The sequence below is a fragment of the Phenylobacterium sp. genome, assembly GCF_004297125.1.
Lineage (GTDB): Bacteria > Pseudomonadota > Alphaproteobacteria > Caulobacterales > Caulobacteraceae > Phenylobacterium.
The window spans coordinates 21,157-36,905 of sequence record NZ_SCVD01000037.1; the positions used below are offsets into that span (position 1 = coordinate 21,157).

Consider the following 15,749-nt stretch of genomic DNA (forward strand, 5'->3'; position numbering starts at 1 on the left):
CGCTAACACCGGGGCATGAGCATCGGCGTGTTCGATTCCGGGGTCGGCGGCCTGACCGTCCATCACCGGCTGGTGGAGCGGTTTCCGGACGCGGACTTCATCTACCTGGCCGACCAGGCCAACGCGCCCTACGGCGGCCGCGCCGGCGAGGAGATCGTCGAGCTGACCAAGGCCGGCTGCATCCGCCTGTTCGACGAGGGCTGCGACCTGGTGGTCCTGGCCTGCAACACCGCCGCCAGCGTGGCGCTGCGCCGCCTGCAGCAGACCTGGCTGCCCGGCTACCGGCGCGAGCTGGGCCGGCCGGTGAACGTGCTGGGCATCGTGGTGCCGACCATCGAGGCGGCCACCGGCCTGCCCTGGGAGCACGAGGCCCAGTGGCGCGAGGAGAAGGCCGAGAAGCTCGAGATCCTGGGCGTCTTCTCGACCCCGGCGACCGCCCGAAGCCGGGTCTACGAGATCGAGATCGACAAGCGCCGCCAGGACGTGGCCGTCTTCTCCGAGCCCTGCCCGGAGCTGGCGCGGATGATCGAGGCCAATGCGCCGCGCGACGAGCTGGCCGCGGTGATCCAGGGCCATGTGAAGGCGCTCAGCCTGCGCATCGGCCGCGCGCCCGACCGGGCGATCCTGGGCTGCACGCACTACGAGATCGTCGCCGACCTGTTCCAGGCCGCCCTGCCGCCGGGCACGCCGTTGATCCGCCAGCCTGACGCCACGGCCGACGCCCTGGACCGCTATTTCGCCCGCCATCCCGAATTCCGGATGGGAACCGGCGCCGTTCGTCGCTTTCTCACCACCGGCGAGCCCGGCGCGCAGAACAGTCTGGTTGAGACTTTCTGGGGAGGGCCTCTAAGCTTCGAACCGGCCTGAACCTGGCGGGGGACGAGACGATGAGGATTGCGGCTTTGGCGGCTCTGGCCGCCCTGAGTTTGGCGGGCGCGGCCCGCGCCGAGGTGGTCGACAAGGGCCCCTCGCACTTCCGGCTCAAGTTCACGCAGCAGATCGCCGCGCCGCCGTCGAAGGTCTTCAAGGCCATCGGCGAGGTCGGCCAGTGGTGGGACGGCGCCCACACCTATTCCGGCAACGCCTCGAACATGACCCTCCCGCTGACGGCCAACGGCTGTTTCTGCGAGGCGGTCATGAACGGCGGTGTTCGCCACGGCGTTGTGGAGGCGGTGATCCCGAACAGCCTCATCCGCGTCGATGCGGCGCTGGGTCCGCTGCAGGACGAGGGCGTCTCGGCGGCGCTCGCCTTCAACCTCAAGGCCAAGGACGGCGGGACCGAGCTCGTCACCACCTACAACGTCGGCGGCGCGCGGGACTTCGTCGTCTCCATCGCCCCGGCTGTCGACGGCGTGCTTGGGGCGGCGGTGAAGCGGTTGAAGGCCTACGTCGAGACCGGCAAGCCGTAGGCCTTGGCCGCGACGCTGAGCGTCTCGTCCAGGCGCGCGCCCTCGGCGTAGGGCGCCAGGTCGGGCGTGGGCGGGCCGCCGGTCCCCATGCCGGGCTGGGGCAGGGCCGCGCCAATCCGGGTCTCCACCGGGAACACGCCGCACCAGGCGGGCCAGCCCTCGTCCGCGGGCAGGTCGCCGACGCCGGTGTTGCGCGCCTTCGCCGAGGCCTCCTCGATCTCCATCTCGACGAGGGCGATCTGCCGGAGCTCATTGTCGGTGGTGGGCCGCAGCTTCAGCGGCCGGCCCGCGTAGAGCCGGTCGATGAAGCTGGCCATCGCCTCGCGCTTTTCGCCGAGGCCGTCGATCAGCCGCGCGCGGCCGAAGGCCATCACCGAGCGGTAGTTCAGCGAATGCATGATGCCGGAGCGGCCAACGACGAAGCCGTCCAGGAAGCTGACCGTCACGCAGACCGGCGCGCCCTCCGCCACCGTCGCCAGCATCCGGCTGGCCGCCGCGCCATGCCAATAGAGCTTGCGGCCCTCGCGCCAGTAGGCGGTTGGGGTCACGAAGGGCTGGCCGTCGATGACGTAGCCCACGTGGGCCATGATCCCGGCGTCCAGGACCTCATAGACGGCGGCCTCGTCGTAGCTCGCGCGCTGGGGCCGGCGGCGGACCCTGGAGCGGCTGGTCGCGGCGAAGGCGGCGGTTCCGTCGGCGGGCGGGCTCATGAGCGGGCCTTCGAGAGATTGGGCGCGGGCTCCATCGGTGGGGAGGCGACGGAAACCCGCGCCACGACTGGCGGCGGCTTGGGGAGCAGCGTCACCGCCGGCATGGGGGTGAGGACGGACGGCGCGGCCAGGGCGACCAGCGCCACGGCGAGGGCATAGGTCAGCGTCCTTACGGCGAGGCGACGCAGGCTTTCGAGGGTGTGTTCGTTCGGGGTCGTGGGCATGGCCGCCTCCTTTCAGGTTGGCGAGCTAAGCCTTGTGTGGTCTGCTAGATAGATCCACTTTGAACAATCTGGACAGACCGCTTGGGGGCGCCATGAGCTGGGCCGAACTCTATCCCTGGTCCGCGCCCGAGGCCGGACGGCCGGTGATCCGGCAGGTCTATGACCAGGTGCGAAGCGCGATCCACGCGGGCGCGCTGCGGCCCGGCGGACGCCTGCCGTCCAGCCGCGACCTGGCGCTCAGGCTGGGCGTGGCGCGGGCCTCGGTGGTGGCGGCCTACGACCAGCTGCTGGCGGAAGGCTACGCCCAGGGGCGGACCGGCTCCGGCACCTATGTCTCCCAGGACCTCTCCGGCGTGCTGGACGTGGCAGCCCCGACGCCTGCGCCCGCCGCCGCCCCGCCGGTAGTGCCCCAGCGGGCGCGCGAGCTGGCGGCCTTCCCGACGCCGTCGATCGAGCCGCAGACCTTCTCGAACGGCCGCACCCTCATGGACGCCCGCGCGCAGGACGCCTGGTCGGTCTCGACCCGCCGCGCGCTGCGGACCCTGGGTCCCGCGCACTTCGGCTATTCGGAACCGGCGGGCGAGCCGCAGCTGCGGGCGGCCATCGCCGACTATCTGCGCGCGGCCCGCGGCGTCGTGTGCGAGGCCGAGCAGGTGATCGTCACCGCCGGCGCGCAGCATGCCGTGGACCTGGCGGCGCGCCTGCTGCTCAAGCCGGGCGACCGGGTGTGGCTGGAAGATCCCGGCTACGCCAACACCTGGCAGGCTCTGCTGGCGGCGGGCGCCGAGGGCCACGCCGTGCCGGTGGACCGCTCGGGCCTGGTCGTCCAGGCCGGGATCGCGGCGGCGCCGGACGCGCGCGCAGTCTTCGTCACGCCCTCGCACCAGTTCCCGCTGGGGGTGGCGATGTCGATGGGCCGCAGGCTGGAGCTGATCGCCTGGGCGCGCTCGGCCGGAGCCTGGATCGTGGAGGACGACTACGCCTCGGAGTTCCGCTACGCCGGCGCGCCGCTGGCCTCGCTGCAGGGCCTGGATGGCGGCGAGCGGGTGATCTACGTGGGCACCTTCAACAAGTCTCTCTTCCCGGGCCTGCGCCTGGGCTACCTGGTGGCGCCCAAGCCGCTGATGGCGTCGTTCGCCGCGCTGCGCCGCCTGGCGGACCGCCAGCCGCCGACCCTGACCCAGGCCATCGCCCTGGACTTCATGGAGAGCGGCCAGTTCGCCGCCCACATCCGCCGCCGGAGGCTGGCCTACAGGGCGCAGCGGGACGCCCTGGTCGAGGCGCTGCGGCGAAGGCTGGACCATGTCCTGGAGCCGGACGTACCGGACCAGGGCATGCATCTGATCGCCTATCTGAAGGACGGCCGCTCGGACCGGGAGGTCGAGGCGCGGGCCGCGGCGAAGGGCGTGCTCGCCCGCGCGATCAGCCCCCTCTACCACGACGCCCCGCCCCGCCAGGGTCTGCTCCTGGGCTTCACCGGCTTCCCGGCGAAGGCCATGGACGCGGGCGTGGGGCGGCTGGCGGCGGCGCTGGAGGCCTAGGCGGCGAGCGCCGCTTCCGCCGCGATCACGCGGCTGGCGGCGTTCACCACCGCAGCGATGCGGAGCGCCGCCTGGATGCTCTGGGTCGGCACGCCGTGCTTCTTCAGCTCGGCCTCGTGCGAGTCCAGGCACATGCCGCAGCCGTTCACGGCCGATACCGCGGTGGACCAGAGTTCGAAATCGGCCTTCTCGACGCCCGGGTTGGCCAGGACGTTCATCCGCAGCCGGGCGGGCAGGGTCTTGTACTCGCCGTTCGAAAGCAGGTGCAGCGAGCGGTAGTAGACGTTGTTCATGCCCATGATGGCGGCCGCGGCCTTGGCGGCGGTCTTGGCCTCGGCGGAGAGGCCGGCCGCGTCGGCGGCCGCTTCCACGGTCTTCACCACGGCCGGGACGCCGACGGCGTGGGCGGACGCGACGAACGCGCCCCACTTCTGCTGGTCGGTCAGGACCGTCTCGGAGGCCAGGCTGCCGAGGTTCAGGCTGATATCCTTGGCATAGGCGGGCAGGCCATCGCGCAGGGCGTCGAGGGACATGGGTAGCTCCAAGATGTCTTGAGAAAGAAAAGGCCGGGGGCGCTCTTGGGGGAGAAGGGGGAGCGCCCCCGGCTAGCTCTAAAGTCCGCGTGGTGTGCTTACGCGGCCTTCAGGGTCTCGCCGCCAACCGAGCGGTTGCACGGGCAGAGCTCATCGGTCTGGAGCGCATCGAGGACGCGAAGGGTGTCCTGCGGGTTGCGGCCCACGTTCAGGTTCGTGACGTAGACGTGCTGCACCACATTGTCGGGGTCGACGATGTAGGTGGCGCGCAGGGCCACGCCCTCTTCCTCGTTCAGAACGCCCAGGTCGCGGGCGAACTTCCCGGAGTTGTCCGCGAAGTTCCAGATCGGCAGCTCGTGCAGATCCGGGTGCTCGCGGCGCCAGCCGAGCTTGGAGTGCTCGTTGTCGGTCGAGCCGCCCAGGACGACGGCGTCGCGGTCGGCGAACTCGCGGTTCAGGCGGGCGAACTCGGCGATCTCGGTCGGGCAAACGAAGGTGAAGTCCTTCGGATAGAAGAAGATGACCTTCCACTTCCCGGGGAAGCTTTCCTTGGTGACGGTCTCGAACGCGCTCTCGCCGTTCTCCTCGTGGCGCATGAACTTGGGCTTCACACCCACGATCTTGAAGTCGGGCAGCGTCTGGCCAACACCCAGCATACAATTCTCTCCTTAAAAGCTTGCCGGCGCCGCGGGGAGGCGAGCGCCGTGAGGGGGAGATAGGGGGTCGCGACCCACAATTCCAATCGATTGTTTTTGCGTTTGGTATAGATGCGATCTATTCTCACCTCTCCCAAGGTGTGCCCCATGCTCCCGACGATCCGCCAATTGCAGTATCTGAAGCTCCTCGCCGAGCACGGCGCGTTCGGGAAGGCGGCCGAGGCCGCGCACGTCACCCAGCCCACCCTGTCGGCCGGCATCCAGGAGCTGGAGCGGACCCTGGGCGCGCCGGTGGTGGATCGGGCGCGGACGGGGGTGATCCTGACTCCCGTGGGCGAGGAGGCGCTGCGCCGCGCCACGGTGATCCTCAACGAGGCCGAGGAACTGGTGGAGGCGGCCAAGAACGCGGGCCAGCCGCTGACCGGCCGCTTCCGGCTGGGCGTGATCCCGACGATCGCGCCGTTCCTGCTGCCCGGCGCCCTGCCGCTGCTGCGCCAGCGGTTCCCGAAGCTCAGGCTGTTCCTGCGCGAGGACCTGACGCAGCGCCTGATCGCCGAGCTGAAGGCCGGCCGGCTGGACGCCGCGCTGATCGCCCTGCCGTTCGAGATGGGCGGACTGGAATGGGCGCATGTGGCGGACGACGAACTGCTGGCCGCCCTGCCCGCCGACCACCCGCTGGCCAGGCTGAAGACCACGACGCCCGAGGCCCTGGAGCAGGAGAACCTTATCCTGCTGGAGGACGGCCACTGCCTGCGCGAGCACGCCCTGTCGGCCTGCCGGCTGAACCCGCCCCGCATGGGCGCGGGCGAGGAGCCGTTCGCCGCCACCTCGCTGCCGACCCTGGTGCAGATGGTGGGCTCGGGCCTGGGGGTGACCTTCCTGCCGCAGATGGCGGTGAGCGCGGGCCTGGCCGAGGCCGCCAACGTCGCCGTCCGCCCCATCGACGCCGACCACCCCGCCCGCGAGATCGTCGTCGCCTGGCGCGCCGGGTCGAACCGCCGCGCCGAGGGCAAGCTGCTGGCCGAGATGCTGAAGGAGGTCTGAGGCCGCGGCCAGGGACCGACAGGCGTCAGGGCGGCGGCGCGCGCCCCGGGAAGCCCGGCATCTGCCAGCCGAACAGAATCGCGCCGGCCCGCACGGAGAAGGCGCACAGGAACCCCATCGTGCCGCTGACCGCCAGCGGCAGGTCGAAGCCGTGCAGCCCCACGAACACCGCCGCCCCGATCAGCGCCGGGGTCACATAGAGCTCGCGACGCAGCAGGATCGACGGCTCGTGGGCCAGGACGTCGCGGATCACCCCGCCGAACGTCGAGGTCAGCACCCCCATGATCACCGCGGAGAACGGCGGAACGCCCAGCGAGGTCGCCTTCAGCGCGCCCACCACCGCGTAGGCCGCCATGCCCAGCGCATCCAGCCAGAGCAGGAGGCGCTCGCGCCCCTGGCCCCAGCCCAGCACCCAGACCGCCACGGCGCCCGCCAGGCACACGAGGATGTACTCCGGGCGGCCCACCCAGAAGACCGGCGCGCCGATCAGCAGGTCGCGCAGGGTGCCGCCGCCGACACCGGTGACGGCGGCGAAGAAGCCGAAGGTGACGATGTCGTGCTTGTTCCGCGCCGCGGCCAGCGCCCCCGACGCGCCGAACACCGCCACGGCGGCGTAGTCCAGCACGGTCAGCGTGGCGGCGAGCGGATCCATCCGCCCCTTGATGCGGTGAGGCGTGACGCGGGGCAAGCGTCCGGCTAGAAGCCGGCTCCATGTCAGAACCCAAACGCGGCTGGTTCGCCCGGCTCACGGAAGGGCTCACCAAGTCGTCGAAGCAGATGGGCGAGCAGATCGCCCAGGTCTTCGTGGCCAAGGAGCCCCTGGACCAGGCCAAGCTCGACGAGCTGGAAGAGATGCTCATCGAGGCGGACCTGGGCCCGCACTCGGCCGCCCGCATCACCGAGCGCTTCGCCGCCGAGAAGTTCGGCAAGGACGTGGACGAGGCCGAGATCCGCGAGGCCCTGTCGGTCGCCATCGGCGACGAGCTGTCCAGTCGCCAGGGGTCGTTCGAACCGCTGTCCGGCCCCCGGCCCTACGTGGTGCTGTTCATCGGCGTGAACGGCTCGGGCAAGACCACCACCCTGGGCAAGGTGGCCTCGGACCTCCGCCGCCAGGGCGCCAAGGTGCTGGTGGTGGCCGGCGACACCTTCCGCGCCGCCGCCGTCGAACAGCTGAAGATCTGGGCCGAGCGGGCCGACGCCGACTTCATGGGCCGCCCGACGGGATCGGATGCGGCCGGCCTGGCGTTCGACGCAGTGACGAAGGCGCGGGACGAAGGCTATGATGTGGTCCTCATCGACACCGCCGGCCGCCTGCAGAACAAGCAGGGCCTGATGGACGAGCTCCTGAAGATCATCCGGGTGGTGAAGAAGGTGGACCCCGACTATCCCCACGAGACCCTGCTGGTGCTGGACGCCACCGTGGGCCGCAACGCGCTGGCCCAGGAGAACATCTTCGGCAACCAGATCGGCGTCTCGGGCATCGTGATGACCAAGCTGGACGGCACCGCCCGCGGCGGCGTGCTGGTCCCGGTGGCCCAGGCCTCGGATTCGCCCATCAAGCTGATCGGCGTGGGCGAGGGGGTCGACGACCTGCAACCGTTCAATGCGCGCGCGTTCGCCCGCTCGCTGGTGGGCCTCGAGGAACCGATCCGATGAGCGCGGAAAACAAGCGGCACTGGGTCCGGTACTTCGTCGACTACGCGGCGCTCGCCGCCTTCCTGGCCGCCTACCTGGTGACCCGCGACATCCAGAAGGCCACCTGGGGCCTGGTGGTGGGCTCGGTGATCGCCATCGTGGTGGGCTTCGTCGTGGAGCGGCGCATCGCGCCCCTGCCGCTGTTCGTGGGCGGGGCCGGCCTGGTGTTCGGCGGCGCCTCGCTGTTCTTCCACGATCCGCGGATCCTGAAGGTGAAGCCCACCATCGTGAACACCGCCATCGGCCTCCTGCTGCTGGGCGGGCTGGTGATGAAGAAGCATCCGCTGAAGCTGGTGCTGGGCGAGGCCTTCGACATGCCGGAGGCGGTCTGGCGGCGGCTGACCCTCAACTACGCCGGCCTCTTCCTGGGCCTGGCCGCCCTCAACGAGTTCGTCTGGCGCACCCAGCCCGACGGGACGTGGGTGCTCTTCCGCTTCCCGGGCATGATGATCCTGACGGTGGTGTTCTCCATCGCCCACGCGCCGCTCTTGATGAAGTACGTCAGGGCCGAGGAACTGCCGCCGCCGCCGACGGAATAGCCGCCCGGGAATCCGCTATCGCGGGAAGGTGATGTTGCTGGGGCGCAGGTGCGGGGTCTGGATGCGATTGTAGTCCGCATCCGCCAGGCCGCCGACGATCATGCCAAGGATCTCGGAGCCGCCAGCCTCGCGGGGCGGCGGGTCGCCGTAGAGCTGGCGCCAGAGCGCGACAGCCTCCTCGTATATGCGGTCATCCCGTCCCATAGGGTCCATCTACTGTGCGTTGCACGGACAAAACCCGCCGAGGTGGTACGGCGTTCCGAATAAATTAGAGTTAATTTCGGGACTTAGCCGTGGAAGCCGCAACGGCCCAGTTAAACGCGGATGTCGAACAGCGAGCCCGGGCGCGGAATTCTCTGCGGCGGGTCGCCGGGCGCGGCGGCGGCCGTGCGCTGGACGGGGGCCTGCGCCGTGGGGGCGGCGACCGGCGCCGCGGCGGCGGACGGGGCGGCCTGCGCGGGGGCGCGGGCCTGGCTCAGGGCGTCGAAGAACGCCCGCTGCGCGGCCAGCTTGGCGCTGTCCTGGTTTTGCGGGCGCGCTTGCGTCTGCGGGTAGAGGTTCGGACGGATCGTGGTCACGCGGGGCGGGCCAATATGGTTAACGGGCGATGCGCCCAAACTCGCGCTTCCGTCTCAACACAGGGTTAACGCGCGAGCTTCGCCAGCTTCTGGGCCTCGGCCTCGGTCAGCGGGCCGGTGTGCTTGGCCAACACCTTGCCGTCGCGGCCGATGACATAGGTCTCGGGGACGCCGGTCACGCCGAATTCCACGCCGGCGCGGCCGTCGCGGTCGACCAGCGCCGTGGCGAACGGATCGCCCAGCCGGGCCAGGAACGCCTGGGTGTTGGGCGGGGCGTCCTTGTAGGCGACGCCCACCACCCGGACGCCCGAGCCCTTCAGGCCCATCAGCACCGGATGCTCGATCTCGCACGGCGCGCACCAGGAGGCGAAGAAGTTGAGCACCATCGGGCCCTCGGCGGCGGCGGCGCGAAGGCGAACCGGCTGGCCCTCGGCGAGCGTCGGAAGGGCCAGGTCGGGGGCCATCTTGCCGACCAGGGCCTGCGGCTGGACCTGGGGGTCACGCTTCAAGGCGTAGAAATAGAAGAGCCCGCCCAGGGCCACGAGCGCCACGATCGGCAGAAACGCCAGCCAGCGGCTCATTTCCGGGTCAGCTCTTCGTAGCGCCTGCGCCAGCGGCGGGCGTGGTTCAGCGAGAACCCGATCATGCCGGCGAAGACGATCGCCGTGATGGCGAAGGCCGGAACGATGAACTCGGCGTATTTGAAGTCGAACATCAGTCCCCCTTCGCCTCAGTCACGGGCGGCCCGCAGCGCAGCGGCCTCGGCGCGGCGGCGCCATACCTCGCCCCGGATGCGGACCAGCCACAGTGAGCCGAACGCCGACATGTAGGCCAGCGCCATCAGCAGCAGCGGGATCCAGAACACCGGCGGCATGGCCGGGCCGCCCTTGCGGAACAGCGACGAGCCCTGGTGGATGGAGTTCCACCACTCCACGCTGAAATGGATGATCGGCAGGTTGATCGAGCCCACAAGAGCCAGGATCGCGGCGGCCCGGGCGGCCTTGACCTCGTCGTCCATGGAGGCCCGGAGCGCCATGTAGGCGATGTAGAGCAAGAACATCACCAGGACCGAGGTCAGCCGCCCGTCCCACTCCCACCACGTGCCCCACATGGGCCGGCCCCAGAGGGAGCCGGTGACCAGGGCCAGGAAAGTGAAGGCCGCGCCCAGGGGAGCGGCGGCCTGGGCGGCGGCGTCGGCCAGCGCGTGGCGGAAGATCAGCGACAGGAAGCTCGCCACGCCCAGGCAGACATAGGCGAACATGCTGATCTGGGCGGCCGGCACATGGATGAACATGATCCTGACCGTCTGGCCCTGCTGGTAGTCCTCTGGCCCGGTGAAGCCGAGATAGAGGCCGGCCGCGGCCAGGGCGAGGGCGATCAGGCCGAACATCGGCGCCGCCCAGCGCGAGAAGGCCATGAAGCGGTCGGGATTCGACAGGAAGGCGGGCGCCCAGCTCATGGGTCCGGCATAGAGTCAGCGCGCCCGCCCCGCAAGGGAAGCTAGAGCCTGGGCGGCGCCGGAGGCTTCGGCGGCCGGGGCGGCATCGGGTGGCCGACCGGGATCAGCTGCGGCCCGAACGAGGGGCCGGAGAACATCAGCATCGGCATGGCGTCGAACGCCTTCTTCTGGCTGGCGTCGAGCTGGCCGTAGAAGGTCTTGATGGCGGCGATCTTGCGGCTGGTCTCCGCCTGCTGCGCGGCCAGGCGGGCCTGCATGTCGTCGAGGCGCTGGAGCGTGGTGCGGTCGGAATCGCGCTCGAACTTCACCATGTGGTCGCGATGGTCGCCGTCGTTGCGGGTCGCCTCGAGGAAGGCCTTCAGCGCCGGCTCCTGGTCGGGGCGGAGTTGCAGGATGTCGGACAGGTGTTCGGGCCGGCCCATCCGCACGACGTGGCGATGGTCATCGTCGTGGCGGTAGGCGCGCATCTCGCGCTGCGGGTCGCGGTCGGCCCTGGCGGCGGCCGCGGAGTCCTGGGCGGCCTGGTCCCGGGCGGTCTGGCTGGTCTGGGCCAGGGCCGCGCCGGCGGTGAGAGTCAGGGCGGCTCCGGCAAGGAGCCAGGTCATGGGCTTGGACATCGTGGTCTCGTCTCCCGTTGGTGGTTCCCTTCGAAGGGCAAGCTCAAGCGGAGCATGCGGCCGAAAAGCGGCGGGCGGGGTTAAGCTTTCTTCATGTGATTTCGCCGCCCGGAGCCGGCATACGGCCACGCTTCAGACGAGGAGACGCCCATGATCGCCGCCCTGTTCGCCGCCGCCGTCGTCGCGAGCGCCCCGCAACCGATGGACCCGAGCGCCGTGAGGGCCATCGAAGCCGTGGCCTACGACTATGTGGACGGCCAGCTCGAGGGCGACCCCGCCCGCGTGGCGCGTTCGCTGCACCCGGACCTGGCGAAGCGCGCGGTGACCACCGATCCCGACGAGAAGCTGGCGCTGCGCCGGATGTCGAAGGAGGAGCTGGTCGACCTGACGAAACAGGGCGTGCTGAAGACGCCCAAGGCCGAGTGGAACCGTTCGGTGCGCGTGCTGGACATCGCCGGCAACGCCGCGGTGGCCCGCGTCGAGACGCCCTGGTTCGTGGACTACTTCCACCTCGGCCGCTTCGGCGAGCGCTGGGTGATCGTCAACGCCCTCTGGTATCCGAAGCCGAAGACCTAGCTCAGCGCATTGCGGCAGGCCGCGGCCATGGCCAACGGCCCGAAGGCCACGGCGGCGGCGGCGTAGGCGCCCAGGAAGGCGAAGCCGCCGGTCCAGGGCAGGCCGGCCGCGAAGTTGGCCAGGGCCCCGCCGCCGAAGATCACCGGCGGCACGAACAGGGGCAGCACGATCACTGCCGTCAGCAGGCCGCCCCGGCGCGCGCCCAGGCTGAGCGCCGCACCGATCCCGCCGATGAAGGCGAAGGCGATGCCGCCCAAGAGGGCGCAGGCGAAGATCAGCGGCGCGAGCGCCGGGCTGGCGCCAAGCGCGATGGCGGCCACCGGGGCCCCCAGCGCCAGCGGCGCGCCGGCCGCCAGCCACTGGCCCAGGCACTTCACCAGGCAGGTCAGTTCCAGTGGCACGGGCGACAGCAGCAGGAGGTCCAGCGCCCCGTCTTCGTAGTCGCGCTCGAACATCCGCTCCAGCGACAGCAGCGAGGCCAGGGCCAGGGCGACCCAGGCGGCGCCGGTGGCGATGGCGGCAAGGCGGTCGTGCTGCGGCCCGATGGCCAGGGGCAGGAAGGTGGCGACGCCGGCGTAGAAGCCGAGCGCCACCAGCGGGCCCCCGCCCCGGCCCCAGGCCAGGGTGGTCTCCCGCGCGATCAGGGCGGCAAGCCGGCTCATGCTCGCAGCTCCAGGCTTCGGGTGGCCACCGGCAACGGGTCATGCACCGCCGCCAGGATCAGGCCGCCGCCGTCCAGGTGCCGTTTCATGAGGGCGCCGAACCCCTCGCGCCAGCGGGCGTCGAGGGGGCTGAGCGGTTCGTCCAGCAGCCACAGCGGCCGCGGCGCAGCCAGCATGCGGGCCAGCGCCAGCCGGCGGCGCTGGCCGGCCGAAAGCCGTCGAACTTCGAGGTCCAGCAGCGGGACCAGGTCGAGAGCCTCGGCCGCTTCCTGCACGGCGGCCTGGGCCCCGCCCGTCCAGCGGCTCCAGAAGGTGAGTTCCTCCCGCGCCGTCCGCGCCGCCTTCAGCCCGTCCGCATGGCCTACCAGGTGCAGGCCCTCGCCCCGCGCGTCGGAAGCATCGACGGCGCCGAACCCGATCTCGCCCGCTTCCAGGCGAACGAGGCCGGCCACGGCGCGCAGCAGGCTGGTCTTGCCCGAGCCGTTCGGGCCGGTCAGCGCACAGGCCTCGCCCGCCGCCAGCTCCAGGGAGACGCCCTCGAACAGCAGCCGGCCGCCTCTGCGAACGGCAGCATCCTTCAGCGATAGCTGCGTGATCAAGCTGTCATCCAGGCTTTTGGGAAGGTTCTTGGGCGCGCGCATGGACGCCGCGATAGGTCGGGTCTATGAAGCGGCGGCCGCCGACGCTTGGGGGGAACCAACGCCGCGCGGGGACGAACGCTGTGTGTCCGTCTCTGAAAGAGCGCGCGATCCCCTTTGGGTGTCAGGCCGGCAGCGAGCAGAAAGGATCTCCTCAATATGGCGTCCGTGGACACCCTCAAGACCCGCCGTCTCCTGACGGTCGGTGACAAGACCTACGCTTACTACAGCCTCCCGGCGGCGGAGGAAGCGGGACTTTCGGGCGTGTCGCGCCTGCCCATCTCGATGAAGGTGCTTCTCGAGAACCTGCTTCGGAACGAGGACGGGGTCTCCGTCGGCGAGGATGACCTCAAGGCGGTCGCCGCCTGGGTCGACAACAAGGGCTCTGTCGAGCACGAGATCAGCTTCCGCCCGGCGCGCGTGCTGATGCAGGACTTCACCGGCGTGCCGGCGGTGGTCGACCTGGCCGCCATGCGCGACGCCATGACCAAGCTCGGCGCCAATCCCGAGAAGATCAACCCGCTGAACCCGGTCGACCTGGTGATCGACCACTCGGTGATGGTCGACTACTTCGGCACCGCCAAGGCGTTCGGCTCGAACGTCGAGCGCGAATACGAGCGCAACATCGAGCGCTACAACTTCCTGCGCTGGGGTTCCTCCGCCTTCAACAACTTCCGCGTCGTGCCGCCCGGCACCGGGATCTGTCACCAGGTGAACCTCGAGTACCTGGCCCAGACCGTCTGGACGAACGCCGACGAAGGCCAGGAAGTCGCCTATCCCGACACGGTCGTCGGCACCGACAGCCACACCACCATGATCAACGGCCTGGCCGTGCTGGGCTGGGGCGTGGGCGGCATCGAGGCCGAGGCGGCCATGCTGGGCCAGCCGATCCCGATGCTGATCCCCGAGGTCATCGGCTTCCGCCTGGACGGCGCCCTGCCGGAAGGCGCGACCGCCACCGACCTGGTGCTGACCGTCACCCAGATGCTCCGCAAGAAGGGCGTGGTCGGCAAGTTCGTCGAATTCTACGGCCCGGGCCTGGCCAGCATGACCCTGGAAGACCAGGCGACGATCGCCAACATGGCCCCGGAATACGGCGCCACCTGCGGCTTCTTCCCGGTGACCCGCGCCACTATCGACTATCTGGCCGCCACCAACCGCACGCCCGAGCGCGTCGCCCTGGTCGAGGCCTACGCCAAGGCCCAGGGCCTGTGGCGCGAGCCGACCGATCCGGATCCGGTGTTCACCGACACCCTGGAGCTGGACATGTCGGGCGTGCTGCCCTCGCTGGCCGGCCCCAAGCGTCCGCAGGACCGCGTGCTGCTCTCCGACGCCGCGCCCGAGTTCAAGTCGGCCCTGACCGGCGAGACTTTCGGCAAGCCGGACTCGCTGGCCGAGCGCTTCAAGGTCGAGGGCGAGAACTTCGACATCGGCAACGGCGACGTGGTGATCGCCGCGATCACCTCCTGCACCAACACGTCCAACCCCTCGGTGCTGATCGCCGCGGGTCTGGTGGCCAAGAAGGCCGTCGAAAAGGGCCTGCAGGTGAAGCCTTGGGTGAAGACCTCGCTGGCTCCCGGTTCGCAGGTGGTCACCGACTATCTGAAGGCCGCGAAGCTGGACAAGAGCCTGGACGCGCTGGGCTTCAACCTGGTGGGCTATGGCTGCACCACCTGCATCGGCAACTCGGGCCCGCTGCCCGAGGCGATCTCCGACTCCATCCAGAAGAACGACGTCGTCGCCTGCTCGGTGCTGTCGGGCAACCGCAACTTCGAAGGCCGGGTGAACCCGGACGTGCGCGCCAACTACCTGGCCTCGCCGCCGCTGGTGGTGGCCTACGCCCTGGCCGGCTCGATGCAGATCGACCTGATCAACGAGCCGCTGGGCGAGGGCAAGGACGGCAAGCCGGTGTTCCTCAAGGACATCTGGCCGACCACCGCCGAAATCGCCGCCCTGCAGCGCAAGCACGTGACGAACAAGATGTTCGCCACCCGCTACGCCGACGTCTTCAAGGGCGACAAGAACTGGCAGGGCATCAAGGTCAAGGGCGGCCAGACCTACGACTGGGACATGGGCTCCACCTATGTCCAGAACCCGCCCTACTTCCAGGACCTGGAGATGGAGCCGAAGCCGGTGACGGACATCGTCGAGGCGCGGGTCCTGTCCGTGTTCGGCGACAGCATCACCACCGATCACATCTCGCCCGCCGGCTCGATCAAGGCGAGCTCACCTGCCGGCCAGTACCTGATCGAACGCCAGGTGCCCCCGTCCGAGTTCAACGGCTACGGCTCTCGTCGCGGCAACCATGAAGTCATGATGCGCGGCACCTTCGCCAACATCCGCATCCGCAACCGGATCACCCCGGACGTCGAGGGCGGGGTGACCAAGCACTTCCCGTCGGGCGACCAGATGTCGATCTACGACGCGGCCATGCGCTACCAGGGCGAAGGCCGCCCGCTGGTGGTGTTCGCCGGCAAGGAATACGGCACCGGCTCGTCGCGAGACTGGGCCGCCAAGGGCACCAAGCTGCTGGGCGTGCGCGCCGTGGTGGCCGAGAGCTTCGAGCGGATCCACCGATCCAACCTGGTGGGCATGGGCGTGCTGCCGCTGCAGTTCCTGCAGGAAGGCTGGCACAAGCTGGGCCTGACCGGCGAGGAGATCGTCACGATCCGCGGCCTGACCGAGCTTGCTCCCCGCAAGCAGCTGATCGTCGAGATGTACCGTCCCTCTGACGGCCGCATCGCCCGCTTCCCGGTCCGCTGCCGGATCGATACGCCCACCGAGCTGGAATACTTCAAGCACGGCGGTGTCCTGAACTACGTGCTGCGCAGCCTGGCGAAGCCGGAGGCGTAGGCTCGGATCAAGAAC

At 70.1% G+C, this 15,749-nt stretch carries 21 protein-coding genes; 8 read left to right on the forward strand and 13 right to left on the reverse strand.

The window, feature by feature from the left end:
• Positions 1 to 15: 15 nt before the first annotated feature.
• Both EPO51_RS23810 and EPO51_RS23815 read left to right on the forward strand, forming a co-directional pair.
• The gene (locus tag EPO51_RS23810; RefSeq protein ID WP_293355655.1) at positions 16 to 867 is read left to right on the forward strand and encodes a glutamate racemase; all 852 of its coding nucleotides are present in this window, start codon (positions 16 to 18) and stop codon (positions 865 to 867) included.
• 20 nt (positions 868 to 887) lie between these two features.
• A complete protein-coding gene (locus tag EPO51_RS23815) occupies positions 888 to 1,409 on the forward strand; it encodes an SRPBCC family protein (RefSeq protein WP_293355658.1) in 522 nt (173 codons plus the stop codon).
• On the opposite strand, the gene EPO51_RS23820 is transcribed toward EPO51_RS23815, so the two are convergent.
• Together EPO51_RS23820 and EPO51_RS23825 are read right to left on the reverse strand one after the other, a co-directional pair.
• Positions 1,385 to 2,119 (reverse strand): pyridoxamine 5'-phosphate oxidase family protein, encoded by a 735-nt coding sequence (locus EPO51_RS23820; RefSeq protein ID WP_293355661.1) that lies wholly within the window; start codon positions 2,117 to 2,119, stop codon positions 1,385 to 1,387. The two genes, EPO51_RS23815 and EPO51_RS23820, sit on opposite strands and share 25 nt — an antisense overlap.
• The gene (locus EPO51_RS23825; protein WP_293355664.1) at positions 2,116 to 2,343 is read right to left on the reverse strand and encodes a hypothetical protein; all 228 of its coding nucleotides are present in this window, start codon (positions 2,341 to 2,343) and stop codon (positions 2,116 to 2,118) included. The genes EPO51_RS23820 and EPO51_RS23825 overlap by 4 nt, the downstream gene beginning before the upstream one ends.
• Positions 2,344 to 2,435: 92 nt before the next feature.
• On the opposite strand from EPO51_RS23825, the gene pdxR reads away from it, so the two are divergent.
• The gene (pdxR, locus tag EPO51_RS23830) at positions 2,436 to 3,884 is read left to right on the forward strand and encodes a MocR-like pyridoxine biosynthesis transcription factor PdxR (protein ID WP_293355667.1); all 1,449 of its coding nucleotides are present in this window, start codon (positions 2,436 to 2,438) and stop codon (positions 3,882 to 3,884) included.
• On the opposite strand, the gene ahpD is transcribed toward pdxR, so the two are convergent.
• Together ahpD and EPO51_RS23840 are read right to left on the reverse strand one after the other, a co-directional pair.
• Complete coding sequence (ahpD, locus tag EPO51_RS23835; protein WP_293355670.1) at positions 3,881 to 4,417, reverse strand: alkylhydroperoxidase, AhpD family; 537 nt, start codon at positions 4,415 to 4,417, stop codon at positions 3,881 to 3,883. The two genes, pdxR and ahpD, sit on opposite strands and share 4 nt — an antisense overlap.
• 98 nt (positions 4,418 to 4,515) lie before the next feature.
• Positions 4,516 to 5,073: a peroxiredoxin gene (locus tag EPO51_RS23840; protein WP_293355673.1), complete on the reverse strand. Its 558-nt coding sequence runs from the start codon at positions 5,071 to 5,073 to the stop codon at positions 4,516 to 4,518.
• Between the two features lie 147 nt (positions 5,074 to 5,220).
• Here EPO51_RS23840 and EPO51_RS23845 point away from each other — a divergent pair, with 147 nt between their 5' ends.
• The gene (locus EPO51_RS23845) at positions 5,221 to 6,117 is read left to right on the forward strand and encodes a hydrogen peroxide-inducible genes activator (protein WP_293355676.1); all 897 of its coding nucleotides are present in this window, start codon (positions 5,221 to 5,223) and stop codon (positions 6,115 to 6,117) included.
• A gap of 25 nt (positions 6,118 to 6,142) precedes the next feature.
• On the opposite strand, the gene EPO51_RS23850 is transcribed toward EPO51_RS23845, so the two are convergent.
• Entirely contained in the window at positions 6,143 to 6,769 is a 627-nt protein-coding gene (locus tag EPO51_RS23850) for a trimeric intracellular cation channel family protein (protein ID WP_293355679.1), read from the reverse strand.
• Positions 6,770 to 6,828: 59 nt separating this feature from the next.
• On the opposite strand from EPO51_RS23850, the gene ftsY reads away from it, so the two are divergent.
• Together ftsY and EPO51_RS23860 are read left to right on the forward strand one after the other, a co-directional pair.
• Positions 6,829 to 7,773, forward strand: a complete 945-nt coding sequence (gene ftsY, locus EPO51_RS23855) for a signal recognition particle-docking protein FtsY (protein WP_293355682.1) — start codon at positions 6,829 to 6,831, stop codon at positions 7,771 to 7,773.
• Positions 7,770 to 8,351: an inner membrane-spanning protein YciB gene (locus EPO51_RS23860; protein ID WP_293355684.1), complete on the forward strand. Its 582-nt coding sequence runs from the start codon at positions 7,770 to 7,772 to the stop codon at positions 8,349 to 8,351. Before ftsY ends, EPO51_RS23860 begins: the two co-directional genes overlap by 4 nt.
• A 15-nt stretch (positions 8,352 to 8,366) precedes the next feature.
• On the opposite strand, the gene EPO51_RS23865 is transcribed toward EPO51_RS23860, so the two are convergent.
• The 6 genes from EPO51_RS23865 to EPO51_RS23890 all read right to left on the reverse strand — a co-directional run bounded on the left by EPO51_RS23865 (position 8,367) and on the right by EPO51_RS23890 (position 11,005).
• Entirely contained in the window at positions 8,367 to 8,555 is a 189-nt protein-coding gene (locus EPO51_RS23865; protein ID WP_293355687.1) for a hypothetical protein, read from the reverse strand.
• A 110-nt stretch (positions 8,556 to 8,665) separates the two neighbouring features.
• The gene (locus EPO51_RS23870; protein WP_293355690.1) at positions 8,666 to 8,929 is read right to left on the reverse strand and encodes a hypothetical protein; all 264 of its coding nucleotides are present in this window, start codon (positions 8,927 to 8,929) and stop codon (positions 8,666 to 8,668) included.
• Between the two features lie 65 nt (positions 8,930 to 8,994).
• Complete coding sequence (locus tag EPO51_RS23875; protein ID WP_293355693.1) at positions 8,995 to 9,510, reverse strand: DsbE family thiol:disulfide interchange protein; 516 nt, start codon at positions 9,508 to 9,510, stop codon at positions 8,995 to 8,997.
• Positions 9,507 to 9,644: a heme exporter protein CcmD gene (ccmD, locus tag EPO51_RS23880; RefSeq protein WP_363201325.1), complete on the reverse strand. Its 138-nt coding sequence runs from the start codon at positions 9,642 to 9,644 to the stop codon at positions 9,507 to 9,509. Before ccmD ends, EPO51_RS23875 begins: the two co-directional genes overlap by 4 nt.
• A 15-nt stretch (positions 9,645 to 9,659) precedes the next feature.
• Positions 9,660 to 10,388, reverse strand: coding sequence for a heme ABC transporter permease CcmC (ccmC, locus tag EPO51_RS23885; protein WP_293355696.1), 729 nt, complete (start codon positions 10,386 to 10,388; stop codon positions 9,660 to 9,662).
• 41 nt (positions 10,389 to 10,429) lie between these two features.
• Positions 10,430 to 11,005 carry a Spy/CpxP family protein refolding chaperone gene (locus tag EPO51_RS23890; RefSeq protein ID WP_293355699.1) on the reverse strand — a complete coding sequence of 192 codons (576 nt, stop codon included), beginning with the start codon at positions 11,003 to 11,005 and terminating at the stop codon, positions 10,430 to 10,432.
• A 150-nt stretch (positions 11,006 to 11,155) separates the two neighbouring features.
• Here EPO51_RS23890 and EPO51_RS23895 point away from each other — a divergent pair, with 150 nt between their 5' ends.
• Positions 11,156 to 11,581 (forward strand): nuclear transport factor 2 family protein, encoded by a 426-nt coding sequence (locus EPO51_RS23895; RefSeq protein ID WP_293355702.1) that lies wholly within the window; start codon positions 11,156 to 11,158, stop codon positions 11,579 to 11,581.
• On the opposite strand, the gene ccmB is transcribed toward EPO51_RS23895, so the two are convergent.
• Both ccmB and ccmA read right to left on the reverse strand, forming a co-directional pair.
• Positions 11,578 to 12,243: a heme exporter protein CcmB gene (ccmB, locus tag EPO51_RS23900; RefSeq protein ID WP_293355705.1), complete on the reverse strand. Its 666-nt coding sequence runs from the start codon at positions 12,241 to 12,243 to the stop codon at positions 11,578 to 11,580. The genes EPO51_RS23895 and ccmB overlap by 4 nt on opposite strands.
• Positions 12,240 to 12,842, reverse strand: coding sequence for a heme ABC exporter ATP-binding protein CcmA (ccmA, locus tag EPO51_RS23905; protein WP_293355708.1), 603 nt, complete (start codon positions 12,840 to 12,842; stop codon positions 12,240 to 12,242). Before ccmA ends, ccmB begins: the two co-directional genes overlap by 4 nt.
• A gap of 198 nt (positions 12,843 to 13,040) precedes the next feature.
• Here ccmA and acnA point away from each other — a divergent pair, with 198 nt between their 5' ends.
• Positions 13,041 to 15,734 carry an aconitate hydratase AcnA gene (gene acnA, locus EPO51_RS23910; protein WP_293355711.1) on the forward strand — a complete coding sequence of 898 codons (2,694 nt, stop codon included), beginning with the start codon at positions 13,041 to 13,043 and terminating at the stop codon, positions 15,732 to 15,734.
• Positions 15,735 to 15,749: the final 15 nt, after the last annotated feature.